4 protein-coding genes are annotated in these 19,361 nt (G+C 43.2%); all 4 read left to right on the plus strand.

Annotated elements, in window-relative coordinates:
- Nucleotides 1-228 precede the first annotated feature (228 nt).
- Complete coding sequence (locus tag BLS15_RS07130) at nucleotides 229-1,098, plus strand: 3-hydroxyacyl-CoA dehydrogenase family protein (RefSeq protein ID WP_090510649.1); 870 nt, start codon at nucleotides 229-231, stop codon at nucleotides 1,096-1,098.
- Nucleotides 1,099-1,205: 107 nt separating this feature from the next.
- Entirely contained in the window at nucleotides 1,206-2,456 is a 1,251-nt protein-coding gene (locus BLS15_RS07135; RefSeq protein WP_021255516.1) for an MFS transporter, read from the plus strand.
- A gap of 26 nt (nucleotides 2,457-2,482) precedes the next feature.
- Complete coding sequence (locus tag BLS15_RS07140) at nucleotides 2,483-9,664, plus strand: type I polyketide synthase (protein ID WP_028532978.1); 7,182 nt, start codon at nucleotides 2,483-2,485, stop codon at nucleotides 9,662-9,664.
- Entirely contained in the window at nucleotides 9,655-19,356 is a 9,702-nt protein-coding gene (locus tag BLS15_RS07145; RefSeq protein ID WP_090510652.1) for a non-ribosomal peptide synthetase, read from the plus strand. The genes BLS15_RS07140 and BLS15_RS07145 overlap by 10 nt, the downstream gene beginning before the upstream one ends.
- The last annotated feature ends 5 nt before the right edge of the window (nucleotides 19,357-19,361 follow it).

Genomic DNA, 19,361 nt, shown 5'->3' on the forward strand with positions numbered 1-19,361 from the left:
CGTTCTCGCTCTCTTTTCTGACTTTTCTCTACGGCACTTGGTTTATTGGATGGATTGAGTCCTGCTCAAGAGCACTTCTTGGCTGTCGAGTCGGGATAGTATTAATAGCTTCTATGCAGGACTCGAAACTATGTATGTTTGTGAGCTTGAATTTAATAATTCGCGTTAAGGTATAACGATTCCAGCTCGTTCTATGCCTTAAACGATGCGAAGGGGATGGGTGTAAACATGAAGGTGATTGGAGTCATTGGTGCAGGCGTTATGGGAACTGGCGTTGCGCATAATTTTGCATTAGCCGGGTATGACGTAGTACTTGTTGATATTTCCGAAGACATTCTTACGAGAGCTAAAGAGAAAATTGCCAACAACATTCGTTTTCAAGGCTTATACAACAAAGATTTCGCGGCGGAGAAGCCGGAAACCATTCTGAATCGAATCTCCTTTACTATGGATTATGACCTATTACAAGATGCAGACTATATCATTGAGAACGTGCCGGAGAAGTGGGAGATCAAGAGAGACGTATATCTAAAGCTTGATCGAATCTGCCCCGATCATTGTATTTTTTCTGTTAATACTTCCTGTATTTCGATTACCAAGGTTGCTGCCCTTACAAATAGGCCGTCAAAGGTCATTGGCTCTCATTATATGAATCCAGTCATCATGAAACCAGTGGTTGAACTGATCAAAGGATACCATACTTCGGAGGAGACCATTGAAGCTACTGTTCATCTTCTCTCGACCTTGAATAAAGAAGCGATCATCGTTAACGACTTACCAGGCTTTGTGTCTAACCGTATTTCCCATTTGTTTATGAATGAGGCTGCATTCGTGGTTCAGGATCAGGTTGCAAATCCGAAAGATGTAGACGACGTATTCAAAAAATGCTTTGGACACAAAATGGGCCCGCTTGAAACCGCTGATTTAATCGGTCTGGATACCGTTGTGCAATCACTGGACATTTTATACGAGAGCTACCAGGATTCAAAATTCCGTTGCTGTCCGCTTCTTCGTAAAATGGTTGAAGCCGGAACACATGGAAGGAAGAGTGGACAAGGATTCTACTCTTACCCGGTGTACGAAGGCAGTTTCGTATAAGCATAATCAAACAAGTGTTGAACAAGGGAATCGTGTTCGGAGGGCGAGTGGATTATCACCCCAAACTGAACGCGATTCTTTTGTTTTAGCTCTCGACAGGAGGAAACATGGAGAATACAAGCGAACCTAAAAAGCGGTTGTGGTCGATGAATTTCTTTCTACTCTGGCAAGGACAGCTGGTTTCTGCGCTAGGCGATTCCATCTATGAAATTGCCTTAACCTTCTGGGTACTGTACGAAACCGGTTCACCAGGTTTGATGGGGGCATTACTGGCGACATCGTTGCTGCCCAAAGTTCTCATATCACCCTTTGCAGGTGTCATTGTAGATCGAACAGACAGAAGAAAAATGATCCTTTTAATGGACTTCATACGAGGGGTATGCATTCTGTTCGTCGGCATTGCAGCCATATTGGGATATCTCGAAATTTGGATGGCTTTTGTTGCGGGGATTATTCTCGGCACATGCGCTGCATTTTTTAATCCCGCAGTAACCTCAACGATCCCTGACATTGTTCCCTCTTCTCAGATTGTACAAGCTAGCGCCAATTTAAGTATGTTGCGTGCCATTTCTCAAATCATAGGGCCTTCATCTGGCGGTCTGCTGTATTCTCTCATAGGCGCACCCATTTTATTTTTATGTAATGGTATTTCTTATATCATTTCATTTATTCTCGCATTTTTCATGAAGGTACCGAAGTCAACGAGTCAGGATCAACAATTCAACTTCTGGCAGGATATGAAAGATGGATTTAAGTATATCTGGAAAATGAAAGGGCTAAGAGACTTAATTGTTTTAGCTGGTTTTTTGAATTTTTTTGCAACGATAAGCATTGTGTTGCTTGCACCGATGTTTAAAAATGCAGAGAACCTAGGTGAAGTTAAATACGGGCTCGCCATGGCCATCTTTACATTAGGTATGCTTGCGGGAATGATATTTACTTCCGTATTTCGGATCAAGCCTGACCACAAAAGTATGGTACTAACCGTATCAGGATTACTGGCAGGGATTGTTTTCTCCATCGCAGTCATGATGAATAACTTTATTATCATGGCTATTTTGTTATTTATCGGCGGCATTTTCAACGCAATTGTAAATGTACTGATCGAATCAACGGTGCAATTAACTGTTTCTCAGGAAATGAGAGGCAAGGTATCCTCGCTTAAGGGAACTCTTACGATGGGACTTGCACCGCTGGCGATGTTTATTGGAGGTATATTAGGCGAATTTTTCCCAATAAGATACATTGTATTTACAGGCTTCATGGCAATGACCGTATTGTTTATCCCTTTATTTTTCTTAAAATCCTTTAAGGCTTTTATTCAATACAATCCGGAACAGCAAAAAATTGGAGCGTAATTTCGAGAGGAAAAGGGAGTGAGTGTGTGGAGCAGGAAATTGATAAGTATAAATCGGCTCTCAAAAAAGCGGCCGCCAAAATAGAAGAGCTGTCCACGATCATTCAAGATCAGAAGAGCAATGAAGAAATTGCGGTAATTGGCTATTCATGTCGCTTCCCAGGAGAAGCATGGAACGCTGAAGGATTCTGGCAAGTAATGGCCAACCGAATGGATTCTGTGACCGAGATTAAATCGGATCGATTTGATTATCGCAACTATTACAGTGATGATCCTGAAGAAGAAGGCAAGATGGTTACGAAGAGCGCATCCTTTTTGCGTGATAATATCAGAGATTTTGATAATATTCATTTCGGTCTATCAGCCATTGAAGCTGCATCAATAGACCCTCAGCACAGACTCTTGTTGGAGGTAAGCTGGGAGGCTATGGAGAATTCAGCCTTGAATATAGAGGAGCTGAAGGGGAGCAGAACAGGTGTATTTATTGGAATCAGCGCTTATGAATATGCCAATGCCGAATTGTATTCGGGTCAAGCTTCCGATATAACGGCTTATTCAACTGCAGGTGTCTCACTTAGCTCGGCAGCGGGTAGATTATCCTATTTCTATGATTTCAAAGGGCCTGCGATCATCTGCGATACGGCCTGTTCGTCATCTATTTCAGCCTTGAATATTGCCGTCGACAGCTTGCGGAATAACCAGTGCGACATGGCCATTGTCGGGGGCTCGAATCTATTGCTTACACCAGAGCCATTTATAGGGCTTTCCAAATTCAGCGGTTTGTCTAAGGACGGAAAATGCAAGGCGTTTGATAATGATGCAGACGGTTTTGGAAGAGGCGAGGGCTGCGGTGTCATCGTTCTCAAAAGATTAAAAGATGCCAAGCAAGCTGGAAATGCAGTTGCGGCCCTTATCAAGCATGTAGTGATCGGACAGGATGGCAAGTCAAACGGATTTACTGCTCCAAACGGATTGTCACAACAAGGCGTAATCAGACAGGCACTACAACATGCAAATTTGACTGTTGACGATATCGATTATATCGAAACACATGGTGCTGGCACACCATTAGGCGACCTCATCGAAATCCAATCGTTATCAGAGGTCTTTAAGCATAAAAAGGAGCCTCTCTTTATCGGATCCGCCAAACCGAATATTGGGCATTTAGAAGCAGCTTCAGGCATGGCCGCATTGATTAAAGTCATTATGTCTCTTGAGAATAAGAAGATCTTGCCTAACATTTATACTCAAAACCCAAATAAGAACATTTCGTGGGGGAAGGTTAAGATCGCGGACGAGTTCATGGACTGGCAGAAGACTGAAGGAGTCAGAAGAGCAGGGATTAGTTCTTTTGGTTTCAGCGGAACGCTGGCGCATGTCATCCTTGAGGAGCCCCCTCAGCCTCATGACAAGGATGAGCAATTGGATGAACTGCCAGCTCATCTATTGACCTTGTCAGCCAAGAATGAAAAAGCTTTAAAAGGATATATAAGCGCAATGAAGGAGCAATTGGTGAAGGAAACTGGCTCCATCAAGGATATTGCTTATACGTCCAATATTAGCCGCTCATTTTTGAACTACAGATTTGCAGCAGTGGGGAAGAACAAAGAAGATTTACTGGATAAAATGGATTTGGTTCTGAACAACTCTAGCCACCATGAGCTCCTCATCCAGAAGAGTACGGCCAAAGACAACAAAATCGCCTTTTTATTTACGGGCCAAGGCTCCATCTATGACGGAATTGCTAGAGAATTTTACACCACATCAAGAATATTTAGAGAAACGATGGATCTGTGTAATGAGAAGTTTAAAGCGATACTCGGCCTGTCGATACTAGACGGGATCTACGGGGAAGACACTACGCTGCTCACTAGACCGATCTATTCACAGGCAGCCATATTCTCCATTGAGTATGCCTTAACCAAGCTGTGGGGTGCGTTAGGGATAAAACCTGACGTTATTATCGGTCACAGCATAGGCGAGTATACGGCAGCCTGCTATGCAGGGCTTATCAGCTTGGACGATGTGATCCTGATGATTGCACAGCGTGGCAGAATGATGGAATCCATTGATGTCGAAGGCAAGATGGTCGTCATTCTGACGAATGTGGAATATGTGAAAGCTGCATTGGAAGAAAGCGGATGCAAACATGTTACCATTGCTGCCATTAACGCTCCTGACAATGTTACGATTTCGGGCCGAAGCGATGAGGTCGATATCGTAATCGAAACCTTGCAAACCAAACACAGAGTCTTTTTTAATAAGCTCAATATTCCTCATCCTTATCACTCCATGTTAATGAAGGAGTATGAAGGCATGTATGAGCAAGGCATCGGAGACATCACATTCTCAAACCTGCAGACAGCAATGATATCCAGCATTACGGGACAAGTGGAACAAGAAGAAGTGTTGGGTAGAAGCAAGTATTGGGTCGAGCATCTATCCAAGCCGGTTAACTTCCAAGGTGCCATGCAAGAAGCCAAACGACTTGGCGTCAATATTTTTATTGAAATCGGAGGCGATGCAACCCTAAGCGGGTTAGCTAACCAGTGTCTACAAGATGATGAGATCATGTTTGTACCTTCTATGAGACGAGAATCGGAGAACTACACGCAATTTTTTAATTCCGTCTCTGCTTTATTTATGAAGGGAATGGATCTGGATTGGAACACATTCTATCAATCCTATGCTACGTGTAGAGTAAAGCTTCCAAACTATCCATTCCAAAAGAAGGAACTGTGGAGAGAGGTACGAAGAATAGACCGTGCAGCCGCGTATCCAATTCAAGAAGCAAGCTCCTCCAAGGAAATAAAAGAACTGCCGCCTATTTCACAACACTCACAGCATCCACAACAGCCGCAAGCTCGCGGGAATCGCTTGCGATCTAACCCGAAAGAGAAGATCAAATCCGAATTAAAAGAAATGATACAGATTTTAACGGGGCTCAAGATCGAAGAGATCGAGGATGACCTCAATCTGCTGACGCTCGGATTTGATTCTTTAGTACTTATCCAACTCAATAAACAAATTACGAATAAGTTCAACATCTCGATTACATTAAATGAGTTCTTTATTAACTTGGATACCGTTGAGAAGATCACCGAGCATATTAACAAACATACGGATTGGGTGGATGAAGAGGAGATCAACGAAATTGGTTATGAGACTGAGTATGATGAACCGGTGAAACCGATCTCAGAGACCATAAATACGATCCCGGATGCAGAGCCAATGAACAGCTTGGCGGCAGCTGGTCAGGCACAGAACCATTCGTTAGGTGCACTCGATGGCATGGATGCTTTGCAGAATATTTTCAATACGCAGATGAAAATCATGTCCGAACAGCTGGATATTCTGAAGGGTTTTACGAATCCCAGTCAGAAGCCATTGGCAGTTAGCAAGAATACGCCAAACTTGAAGCAGAGCGAGGTCATTGTGAGCAGCCCAAAGGCTTCACCCTTGGCTGTGGACACCAAAAGCCATTATGTACCCTACAAAAAGCTGGAATTGATCGATAATGAAAATTTCAATGAATTGCAGCTTACCTATATTCGAAACATTGAGAAGAAATATACAAGATTCACCCAAAAATCAAAAGAGAATATTCAAAGATACAGAAAAGTATATGCGAATAATCGAAATGTAGCGGGATTCAGACCGGTCATGAAGGAAATGATCTATCAGATCGTGGCGGACACTGGACAAGGATCGAAGCTTCGCGATATCGACGGGAATAGCATTATCGATTTGACGATGGGCTTTGGCGTTAACTTGCTTGGACATAACCCGAGCTTTATCAATGAAGCATTAACGGAGGAGCTCCGCAGAGGAATGCCTCTAGGCCCAATGGGCAGACTGGCTGGAACCGTTGCCGAACAGATCAGCCAATTAACAGGCGTCGAGCGGGTAGCTTTCTATAATTCAGGAACGGAAGCCAATATGGTGGCTGTACGAATCGCCAGGGCAAGCACAGGCAAGAAGAAGATCGTTACTTTTGCGGGATCCTATCACGGCACCTATGACGGCTTGCTTGGATTGTCCTCCATTGGTGATGACGGAAGCCTAACGACGATCCCGTTGGCTCCAGGTATTATGGAGAGCGTTGTCAGTGATTTAGTTATGTTGAATTACAATCAAGAGGCTTCGCTGGATTATATCAGAAATCACGCGAATGAAATCGCCGGTGTCCTAGTTGAGACCGTTCAAAGCCGAAGACCGGATGTTCAGCCTAAGGAGTTCCTGAAGAAACTTAGGCAAATCACGGAAGAAAACGGAGTTGCACTCATATTTGACGAGATCATTACAGGCTTTAGAATTGACCCAGGCGGAGCCCAAGCGTATTTCGGTATCAAAGCAGATATCGTGACCTATGGTAAGGTTCTTGGCGGCGGGATGCCGATCGGAGTTGTATCTGGAAAATCCGAGTTTATGGACTGTATTGATGGGGGCATGTGGAGCTTTGGCGATACGTCGGTTCCGCCATGTGAGCAGAAGAGAACGTTTGTGGCCGGAACCTTCTCACATCACCCGCTCGCCATGGCTGCAGCTCACGCTTCATTAACCTATATAACGGAGAACAAGGATACGCTTTATGACAGACTGAATCAAAAAACCAATGACTTTGTACAACGAGTAAACGCGTATTTCGAAGAGCAGCATGTTCCAATCAAAGTCGTGAATTTCGGTTCCTTATTCAGATTTGTGTTTCGAGGGGATTTCGAAATCTTCTTCTTCGGCTTGCTGGAGAAGGGTGTGTATGTATGGGAAGGACGGAATTGCTTCTTCTCCACCGAACACACGGATGCGGATATCGAAAATATATTTACTGCCATCAAAATGACGATTGAAGAGATGCGTCAAGCCGGATATTTTGGCGACTCCTCATTGAACCAGCATGCTATTCAGTTGCCTCAATCCACCCGGTTGGAAGAGCAGCAACCTGTAATTCCGATGTCTATCATTCAGCAACGATTATACACTCTAAGCTCCATTGGCAAAGATGATCCCTATAATATGGTGACCGTACTAAAAGTTAGGGGAGCGCTGGATCGTCATAAATTTGAAGCCGTACTCAATGAAATCGTGATGCGTCACGAGAGCCTGCGCACACGCCTGTTTGTTGAAGATGGGGAGTTTAAGCAAGAAATTCTTGAACAGGTGGAGTTTACAATCGATATCGTCAAAAAGGGCTTGCATGAGGATTTGGATGAGCTCATTCAATCATTAGTTACCCCTTTTGATCTAGCGGAAGCTCCTTTGTTGAAGGTCATCCTAATCGAAGAGGGCAGCCAAGAAGGTACGATGATTTTCAACTTCCATCATACGATAGCAGACGGCATTTCAATGAGTATCTTCGTGCAAGAGTTCATGCGCTTGTATGCGAATGAACGACTTATGCCTGTGAATAAGCAGTATCGAGATTTTGTTGAATGGGAAACCCGCTACTTGGCATCGGACGAAAAGAAGCAGAGCGAACAGTATTGGCTGAGCAAATTATTCGGTGAACTGAATGTTCTGAAGCTCCCTGCCGACTATCCAACACCTCCAGAGTCTGATTTCACGGCCAATACGGTTCATATGCAGATCGGATCCGAGTTGGTTCGTGATTTGAAAACAGTTGCTTCGCGTCATCAATGCTCTTTATTTATGTTGTTGGCTGCAGGGTTTAATCTTCTACTTAAAAAATTAACTGGAAATGAAGACATTTGCATAGGAACTCCAGTGACAAACCGGGCAGATGGTTCTTTTGATGAGAGTATTGGTATGTTTACCAACACCATCGTGCTGAAGAACAATCTTTCAGATGATAAGACGTTTGCAGCGTTTGTCAAGGAAGTCAAACAAAATTGTATTGAAGCGTACTCCCATATGTATTACCCGTTCAATTACCTGGCAAGCCTCATGAAGAAAGCGAAAAACAGCAGGGAAGGCTTCCTTAATGTACGGTTTGTCTATGAAAAAACGGATGAAAGAGTACTCACGATCGATAATTTAGAAATTAATACCTATGAATATAAGAGTGCATTATCCGATTTTGATTTTGTCATTGAAATTCTTGAGGAAAATGGCACATTCCATATCGGGATGACTTATAAAACAAGCCTGTTCAAAGAAGAGACGATCGGGAAATGGGGACAAGACTATCAAAGAATCTTAGAGTTTATTATTACTCATAACGATCCTAACGAAAACTCTAGACTTACACTCAAGGATTTTGGCAATATCGGACAAGATAACACGAACAAGCATACGCAGAATGGAATACCCGCTCGTGATGCGCTGCCAGTGCCTAGCGGACGTACCGTAGCAGGTGCGGGTTTTGAGGCTCCGCGTACTGAAATCGAAGAGGAATTCGCTCACATATGGGAAAAAACATTAAGCTCTAGTCCGATCGGTATCAACGATGATTTCTTCCAAATGGGCGGGGATTCGATTAAAGCCATTCAGCTCATCTCACGAGCCAGAGCTAAGGGCTACATCTTCGAGGTTGATCACTTATACAAAAACCCCACGATCAAGCAGCTAGTGAAAGTAATAGAGTCGAAGCATCACAAGCAGATGCAGAATTCCTTAGCTGGGGAAGTAAAGTTAGCTCCGATGCAAAAGCAATTTTTTGAACAATTATCTGTTGATCAACATCATTGCTGCGAGAGTAGAATGCTGCACAGGGCAGCGGGCTTTCAGGCTAACACGGTAAAGGAAGTGTTTGATCAATTGATCATTCGGCATGACGCATTGCGAATGGTGTATCAGCAGGATAACGGCAATGTCGTTCAAATCAATCGAGGAGCCGGCGAAGCACAGTATGACCTTCAGGTATATGAGAATGCAACGGATCAAGAAGTTATCGAAACATGCAATGAGATCCAGAACAGTATGGATCTTGAGAAAGGGCCGCTCGTAAGACTGGGCTTGTTCCAAATGAGCTCGGGGGACAAATTATTCATCGCTATCCATGGTCTTCTTATCGATGAGATATCTTGGAGCATTCTGCTAGAAGACTTCATGAATGGGTATACGCAGGCAGAGCAGGGATTGGGCATCGTGTTGGCGGAGAACACGACTTCCTTCAAGGAATGGTCAGACAAACTGAACGAATATGCAGACTCTTATCGTGTGAAAAGGCAGGCTGACTATTGGAAAAGGTTACATGACACGACGGCCACCAAAAAATTGCCAAGGGAGAGAGGTAAACTTGCATGGAGTTGAACAAACAAGTTCAAGAGCTTGGTGTACAAGTTACCGGAGAGTTGCTGAATAATATCAACAATGCATATCATACGAATCTTCTTGATATTTTATTAGCTGCCTTGGCCCTGACGATTCGAGACTGGACAAGAGAAGAGAACACATTGATCAGCTTGATTGGCCACGGCAGGGAAGAATGGGCACAGCCTATGGATTTGAGCAGAACTGTTGGGTGTTTCCGTTCACAATTTCCAGTTGTCCTCAGAGCTTACGATGATCTCGGCGACACAATCAAACATACGAAAGACATGCTGCGGCGAATTCCGAATCAGGGACGCTTCTATGGTATCCTCAAGTACTTATCCACTGAAGACTTGAACCTTGCAGAGCCCGAAATTGGCTTTCATTATGTAGGCAGAATCGATCCAGGTGCTAGCGGAGATGGATTTGAAATTACGAATCTGGGTTCCAGTGAATACTCATCCAAGTACCTAACAAGCTCACATGCTCTAGATATCGAAGCTATCCTCATCGCAGACAATTTGAAGCTCACTTTCATATACGAGCAAGATGATTTTATTCCAGGAACGATTGAGAAGCTGCTAAGCGTATATCAAAATCAATTGGATCGCCTTATTCAACATTGTACAACCAAGAAGGAAGCGGAAATTACCGTTACCGATATTACGCTAGAAGATATAACGATGGAACAATTGTCCGCATACAAGAATGAGCTTCACAATGTTAAGAACATCTACCCTCTTGCGCCTATGCAAGAGGGTATGCTTTATCATGCTTTGACAGATGAGCAGGATACGTACATCAAGTTGTCCTGTTTCCAGGTGGAAGGGCATATTGATCTGGATATGCTGGATCGAGCTTTTAACATGGTTATCGATCGACATGATATTTTACGGACAGTATTTGATTATTCATCGTTTCAACAAAATATGCAGGTCGTTTATAGAAAGCGAAGAGGAGCAGTTGAGTACATCGACATCACCGAGCAGGGCGAAGATAATGAAGCATATCTGGAGGATTTAATCAGGCAATATCGGGCAAGACGATTTGATTTAAGCAAGGATGTACTGCTTCGCATTGTACTTGTTCGAATGCAAGAGAACAGATACAGTATGATTTTTCATCTGCATCATATTCTTATGGATGGATGGTGCAACAGCTTAATTCTTATAGAATTGTTTAAAATTTATAATGAAATCAAGCATGGGATTCCAGCGAGTCTGAACGATGTCGTACCTTATTCTACTTATATCGATTGGCTCAAAAACAAAGATATCAATGAAGCTAAAGCGTACTGGAAAGATTACTTGCATGATTGCAAAGAAGTCACGAGGATCCCTTTTGAAAGAGAACATAAAATGAATGAAGTCATCAATAAAGAGATGGCATTGGAGTTGGACGAGGAAAGATTGTTATCCATCATTCGCATTGCTCAGGAAAGTAGAGTTACGGTAAATACCGTGATCCAGAGCATTTGGGCGATTCTTCTTAGTAAATACAATAATACCGATGATATTGTTTATGGGTATGTTGTCTCAGGGAGAAATGCGGAGATCGAAGGCGTAGAAGTGATTCCTGGACTGTTTATCAATACAGTCCCGCTTCGTGTGAAATTTACAGACAATTTGCAATATCCTGAACTCGTGAAGCAGATCACCAACACTACACTGCAGAACAACAAACATGATTTTGTAAGTCTTGCGGAAATTCAAAATCTGAGTGAGGCGAAAAGCGATTTGATTCGCAGCCTCCTTGTATTTGAGAATTATCCGATTGATGAGAAGCAACTGAACGAAGAAATATTGAAAAACAATGATTTGAAAATACTCAATTCCGTGTTTGTACTGCCGCATCAGCTCATTGAAGGATCAAACTATAACGTAACGCTAGTTGTCAACCAAGATGACAAGATGATGATCAATTTCATCTATAATGAGAACGCATTGGCTGAAGCGGATATGTCAAAGATCATCCGAGCGTTTGATGCGATTGTGAATCAGATTATTGACAACACAAATGTATGCGTTGATGATGTTGACATCATTGACGAGCGCGAGAAGCATCACATTCTTCATGTGTTTAATGATACGCTCAGCAACTATCCGAAGGATAAAACCATTATCCAACTGCTTGAAGAGCAAGTAGAGAGAGTACCGCAGCATATCGCATTACGCTTCCAAGACGAACAGATAACCTATCAAGAGCTTAATGAGAGAGCCAATCGTCTGGCTCATTATGTAAGACAAATGGGCGTAGGGAACAATGTCATCGTTGGTATTATGGGTGAACGTTCCGTTGAAACGGTGATCGGCATTGTAGCAGTTCTAAAGGCTGGCGGAGCTTATTTGCCAATTGATCCGAAATACCCGGTAGACCGAATGAGGACTCTGCTTGCAGACTCCAACACTGGAATGCTCCTTGCCCAATCCTCTCATATGGAAGCATTACTTCATATCGATAGCCAGATCGACATCGTGCTTACGGATCGAATCGCAGTGGAATTGTCATCAGAGAGCTCAGATAATCCGTTGCTGATTAACAGCCCTTCAGATTTGGCTTATGTCATGTATACATCCGGCTCCACGGGAAGACCAAAAGGGGTTATGGTAGAGCATCAAAGTGTTGTGCGGCTTGTCCAAAACACGAACTACATAGAGTTTGCGGAAGGAGACCGGATCTTACAAACTGGGGCGATGGTCTTTGATGCCTCCACATTCGAGATCTGGGGAGCCTTGCTGAATGGAATCGAATTGGTGTTGGTTGAGGAACATATCCTCTTACATGCGGAACGGTTAGGGGAGGAAATTAGTAGAAATCAAATTACAACGATGTGGTTGACCTCTCCGTTATTTAATCAGCTCGTTCAACAGGACGTGACGATATTTAAGGGACTGAAGCATTTAATCGTGGGTGGAGATGCGCTGTCTTGGGAGCACATCAATCAAGTCAGACAGGCTTATCAGGGCCTGAAGCTGATAAATGGGTATGGTCCAACCGAAAATACAACCTTCTCAACCTCCTATGCTATTGAGGAAGAGTTCGGCAGCTCTATCCCAATTGGAAAAGCAATTAGCAATTCGAAAGCCTATATCGTAGATCGTCATCACCATTTACAGCCTATTGGTGTGGCGGGTGAACTATGCGTTGCCGGAGACGGTCTTGCTCGCGGTTACGTCAACAATCCAGAATTGACGGCGGCGAAGTTCGTTCCGAACCCGTTCGAAGCGGGGGCACGAATGTATAAGACCGGAGACTTGGCTCGCTGGCTGCCTGATGGGAATATCGAATATTTGGGCCGGATTGATGAACAGGTCAAAATTCGAGGCTTCCGCATCGAACCAAGCGAAATCGCCCAGCAATTGCTGCTGCATGAGGTGATCCAAGATGCAATCGTAGTGGCCCAAATAGGAGAGGACGGACAAGCGTACCTATGCGCGTATATTGTGAGCGAGATGGAACTGTCTGCATCAGAACTGCGGAATCATGTGTCTGCATCGCTGCCGAGCTACATGATTCCATCGTATTTCGTACAGATGGATCGGCTGCCGTTAACCCCGAATGGAAAAGTAGACCGTAAGGCATTGCCGGAACCAGATGGCAAAGTGGTTACTGGAGCCGAATACGCAGCGCCTCGAAATGACATGGAGAGAGCAATCGCCCAGGTATGGGAAAAGATATTAGGCGTGAGGAATGTTGGACTCAATGACGATTTTTTCGCCTTAGGCGGAGATTCCATTAAAGCGATCCAAGCAATTGCCCAAATGAGCAATAGAGGGTATTCATTTGAGATTAAAGATTTGATGGGCAATCCTAGAATTAAAGACTTGATCCCGCATATCAAATCGACAACAAAAACCATAGATCAGGGCGAAGTATCCGGCGAGATCGAGCTGACACCAATTCAGCAATGGTTCTTAGCGCAAGAACATCTTGACAAAGATCATTTCAATCAGGATCTGATGCTTTTCCGTGAAGATGGCTTCAGCGTGGATAGAATCGAACGTGCTTTCGATCGTATTGTGCAGCATCATGATCTATTGCGAGCCATATATGTTGACCAGGTGTTAATCAATCGAGAAGTAACGAATAGATTATATGATTTTCATATTTATGACCTTAGAGGAAAACCGATTACGGATAATTATATAACTGGCTTATGTACTGAACTCCAGGCCAGTATGAAATTAGCGAAGGGCCCGCTTGTCAAAATAGGGCTGTTCCAAACAGACAAGGGCGACCATTTGCTTATATCCATTCATCATATGGTTGTAGATGCCGTGTCATGGAGAATTATTATAGAGGACTTTGATTCGCTCTATCAGGATCCAGAAAAGAGTTTGCCGTTGAAGACTAGCTCCTTCCAAGAATGGGCTTCCAAGCAGAAGCAGTATGCTGGCGGATTTACATTGCAAAATGAGCTGGAATATTGGAATCGTCTTAGCCAATGGGACGTGAAAGAGATTAACAAGGATCATGAGCCTTCAAGTATACAAGGCGCTAAGATCATAAAAAAGACGATTATGCTGGATCAGGCCTATACCGAGAAGTTATTAACCAAAGTCAATAAGGCGTATACAACGGAAATCAATGATATCCTTCTCTCAGCCTTAACCGTATCGATTGCTAATTGCAATCAAACGGAGCGCATACTCATTAATTTGGAATCGCACGGAAGAGAACAAATCGTAGATGATGTGGACATAACAAGGACAGTCGGGTGGTTCACCAGTCAATACCCGGTGATTCTGCACGCCCAAGATCATATTTCGGATGTAATCAAATTTACGAAGGATACACTCAGACGGATCCCTCGCAAAGGGATAGGCTATGGAATGCTTAGATATTTATCGCCTTTTGATTTGAAGGTGATACGCAACCCAGATATCAGCTTTAACTATTTGGGACAGTTCGATGAGAATATTTCTGGCGACAACTTTACGTTATCCGATATATTACCGGGGGATTCGGTGAGCCAAGAAAGCGGCAGATTGTATCCTCTTACTATCTCAGCAATGGTGCTGCACAAGCAATTCCGTCTGACCTTGAGCTACGTCAGGGAAGAATTTAACGATGCAACGATTGACAATATGCTACAGTGTTATATGGACAATCTTAAAGAGATTATCGATCATTGCATCTCCCAGGAGCATGTAGAAGTTACCGCTTCGGATGTTACTGATGAGAACATATCCTGGGCAGAATTAGCTCCGTACCATGAGCAAATCAACAACGTGAAACGCATGTACCCGCTCACTCCAATGCAGGAAGGTCTTCTGTTCCATTCGATGGCGGATAAGGGCGAGTACTACCATGTCAATATGGAGCTTAGGGTAGTCGGAGAACTTAATGCGGAGTTATTCAAGAAGAGCTTTGTAGAGCTTGTTGCTCGTCATGACATCTTGCGAACGAATGTTGACAGCAATCATTTCAAAGAAAATATGCAGATCGTGTACAAATCCCGAGAACCCGAGTTCACGTATCTCGATATAAGAGACTTACTGACCGATAAGGAAGCGTATATCGAACAGCTGGTCATAGAGGATAGACGAAGAGGCTTTGATTTAAGCAACGATATCCTTATTCGATTATTTATAGTAAGGATGAGCGAGCGGGAATACAGTTTACTGTTAAGCAATCACCATATTATTTTGGACGGATGGTCATTTGGGATCATTAGCAGTGAACTGTTCGACATCTATAATCTACTGTTGCGTAATACGCCTTTAGAAGCGAAGAAAATACAACCTTATGAAGCGTATATCAAGTGGATTGGTTCGCAGGATAAGACGGCAGCTCTGAACTATTGGTCAACGTATTTGAAGGGATACGACACGACAATCGATATTCCATTCAAGAAAGTTTCAACCGTCCAAGGGAAACCGCAAGAGGTTATTCTACGTCTAGATAAAAGCGTTACAAAACAAATTGAGCTGCTAGCGCAGCAGCATACCGTTACAGTAAATACAATTTTCCAGAGTATATGGGCGATCCTGCTGCAACGATATAATCATGTGGATGATGTTGTGTTCGGATTTATTGTATCGGGCAGGACAACTCAAATACATGGAATTGATGAAATGGTAGGGTTATTCATCAATACCATTCCATTACGAGTAAATGCGACGCAGGAGAAACGATATACGGAAGTGCTGCGGCAAATAAAATCGGATTTCCATGAGAGTGAGCCCTATCATTATTGCTCAATAGCGGAAATCCAAAAGCTGACTGAGGTTGGCAATAGCCTCATCAATGGGCTGATGGTCTATGAAAATTATCCGATGGATCAAGATATGATTCATAAAGATATTCAAGATCAGGTCAATCTTCGTATTCATTCAGCCCGGATATTTGAGGAAACGAACTATAGCTTCAATATCAAGGTCATTCCAGGGGAAGAGCTGCTTGTCAAATTCAACTATAATGACGGGATCTACGATGAAGAGAGCGTCCATACGATCAAAGGCCATTTCCTTCACATTTTGAACCAAATCATGTCCAATCCGCATATCCGCATTGATGAACTTGAGACTGTGGGAGAGGATGAAAGAGACGAAATTTTAGTTGATTTCAACAACACGGATATGGAGATTCAATCAGAGGAAACAATTCAAAGTCTCTTTGCATATCAAGTGATGAGGAATCCAGAGAAAACGGCAGTACGGTGCGGTGAAGATTCCATTAGCTATAATGAGTTACATCAGAGAGCGAATGCGTTAGCTATTCAACTCAGAGAGAAGGGCATAGGTGCGGAGTCGATCGTGCCGATCATGATCGATCGCTCCATCGACATGGTTGTCGGCGTACTAGCTATCTTGCAGGCGGGCGCTGCCTATCTGCCTATTGATATAAATTATCCGGAAGAACGAATCAATTATATGTTGCAGGACAGTAAAGCAGAGCTTATGCTATCTACCCATACACTTGCGCAGAAGAGACCTCTAGAAGTTAATGAAATGATTGATTTGGAAGATAAGGCGTTATACGCACGCTCGATTGAACAAATCGATAATATCAACCATCCTCACGATTTGGCCTATGTGATCTATACCTCAGGAACGACCGGCAAGCCTAAAGGAGTAATGGTCGAGCATAAGGGCGTCATTAACTTGAAGCACTGGTTTGAGCGCGAGCTTGGAATCGGTAACGATGAGAATATACTGCAATTTGCAAGTATAGCGTTTGATGCGTTCTCATGGGAGCTGTACATGGCATTATTGCTTGGCAATACCCTTTATATTCCGGATCAAGAGGTGCTACTCAACACGGATTTATTGAACGAATTTGTGAGAACTCACGGCATCACCACCATTACTTTACCTCCATTTGTCGCGGGTAATTTGGAGGCAGGGAACGGATTGAAGCGGGTCATTACGGCAGGAAGTGAACTGAAGTACGAACAGATCTCGCATTTGCTCGGACAAGTAGAGGTCATTAACGCCTATGGCCCGACGGAGGATACTGTATGTACAACAGCATGCAAGCTGTCCGAGGTTCAGCAAACGAAAATCTCTATTGGAGCTCCGATCGCAAATCATCGCGTATTGATACTGGATGCCAATCATAAACTGGTTCCGGTAGGTGTAAATGGTGAACTGTGCATCGCAGGTGTGGGGCTAGCAAGGGGCTACTTGAATAACGAGCAATTAACGAAAGAGAGATTTATTCATAATCCATATCGGCCAGAAGAGATTCTATACAAAACGGGTGATGTGGCAAGATGGCTGCCTGATGGAAATATCGAATATGTAGGAAGGATCGACCATCAGGTTAAAATCAGAGGATATCGAATCGAAATCGGCGAGATTGAACAGACCCTGTTACAGCTGCCAGAAGTGTCCCAGGTTGCAATTATCGATAAGGAAATCGATGGATCGAAAGTTCTCTGTGCCTATTATGTAGCAGAGAAGGAAATCGCCATCCATTCTTTACGGGAATCGTTAAGCAAGAAATTGCCGGCCTATATGATACCCGCATATTTCCTGAGAATGGAGTTGCTGCCATTTAATCTAAATGGAAAAGTGGATCGCAAGCGATTGCCTGAAATGGAAGGCGATATCAAGACGGGCGCTCATTACGAGGAAGCCGAAAATGAAATCGAAAAACGAATGATCGACATTTGCAAGGATGTACTGGGATTGCAGCAGTTGAGTGTTAGGGACAATTTATTTGAAGTTGGCGGAGACTCGATACGAATTGCAAAAATATACAAAGAACTAAAAAAGGTGAATATTCACATCTCTATTAAAGATATATTCTATTATGAAAATATCCGTGACCTCTATAATAACTGGGCGAACAAAAGAATGGATAGCCAAGAAGAAGAAGGATCTAAGATCTTAGAGCGGATTTCACTAAACGAATCAAATTGGGAGCAAGCTTTAGCCGACCAACTCAATGACTTTAGCAATGCGATTGTAACCAACAACAAGATAACGAGCGTGTACCCACTATCCGCGATGCAGAAAATCCTTCTTGATACCAACCAAACGTATAGTGGGGCGATCATCGATTTTAATCACCAAGTTAATGTGCAGCTGCTGAAGAAGAGTATTGCGTCTGTCATTAACGAACAGGGGCTGTTACGAAGTACATTAATCCAAACTGATCATCGAATCATGATCCAAGAGTACGGGGTGGTTCAAGGCATTGATATCCCTTATGTAGACTTGGAACATGTGAGCGAAGAACAGAAAGAACGTATACAGTCCTATATCCATGAGCGGTTTGGAGATCATGCGGATCGTACAAATGTATTGAATAATCTGCTGTACAACATGATCATCATTAAAATCTCAGACAGTCATTATAAGGTGTATATGCCTTGCAGTCATCTCATCTTTGATGCAATGAGCTTCGATATCATACAATCAAGTATCCAACAAGCCTATGCAAACAATGGGGAATCAAGAGGACAAAGCATATTGCAATATGAACATTATGTTCAAGAACAGTCGAGAGGGCCTCAAGGGATAACGGAAAAGGATCTGATCGAGAGGTTCAAGCTGACTGATTTTCAGGATAGCTTTAGCCAGTATTTCAAAAAGTACAAGGAAGCATCATTGATTCATACAACCATTTCGATTCCGTTGACTGAAGAAATACGCGAGTCTGTACAAGAGATGTCCTGGGATATATCCATGAACATCTTTTTAAAAATTGTTGAGCTCGCTTTCGAGCTTGATTCGGTACCGTTTGCACTTATGCATACAGGAAGAAAATATACATCCCATAACTATTATCATACTATGGGGGCATTTATTGATATTCTGCCTCTGAGTCTGCCGCGAGATCAGCACCTGGCTATGGAAGACATAAATGAACTCATTCGCTTTGCCTATGAGAAAAACATTCATTTTGCAGCGTTACTGTCTCAAGAAGAGCCGAAGAACAAGTATAAGAAGGTACGACGTGCATTAAAAGAGATCTACAGCTCTGAAACGATTACGCTCCCGATTTTTAACTACCTTGGATTGTTCGATTCACATGCGGAAATGAAGAATGAGCTTACTGCAATCAAGGAGATGTTCAGCAGCAGGACAAGGAAATTATCTACGGAGATCACAATCGCGGTAGTAGAGGATCAGCTCATGATTAAGCTATTTTGTGAGGAGCACAAAATACCAAGGATTACAAAAGAGCTTCAAACCTATATGAATAATGTAAAGGAATATTTGCCGCTAGCATCGCGGTGATATGT

Origin of the sequence: Paenibacillus sp. cl6col, from assembly GCF_900102125.1 — a bacterium.
In the GTDB taxonomy this organism is placed as follows: domain Bacteria; phylum Bacillota; class Bacilli; order Paenibacillales; family Paenibacillaceae; genus Paenibacillus_B; species Paenibacillus_B suaedae.

Excerpts from the sequence above, each read along its gene's own strand:
- BLS15_RS07130 (WP_090510649.1), top strand. The coding sequence starts at position 229 with ATGAAGGTGATTGGAGTCATTGGTGCAGGCGTTATGGGAACTGGCGTT.
- BLS15_RS07135 (WP_021255516.1), top strand. The coding sequence starts at position 1,206 with ATGGAGAATACAAGCGAACCTAAAAAGCGGTTGTGGTCGATGAATTTC.
- BLS15_RS07145 (WP_090510652.1), top strand. The coding sequence starts at position 9,655 with ATGGAGTTGAACAAACAAGTTCAAGAGCTTGGTGTACAAGTTACCGGA.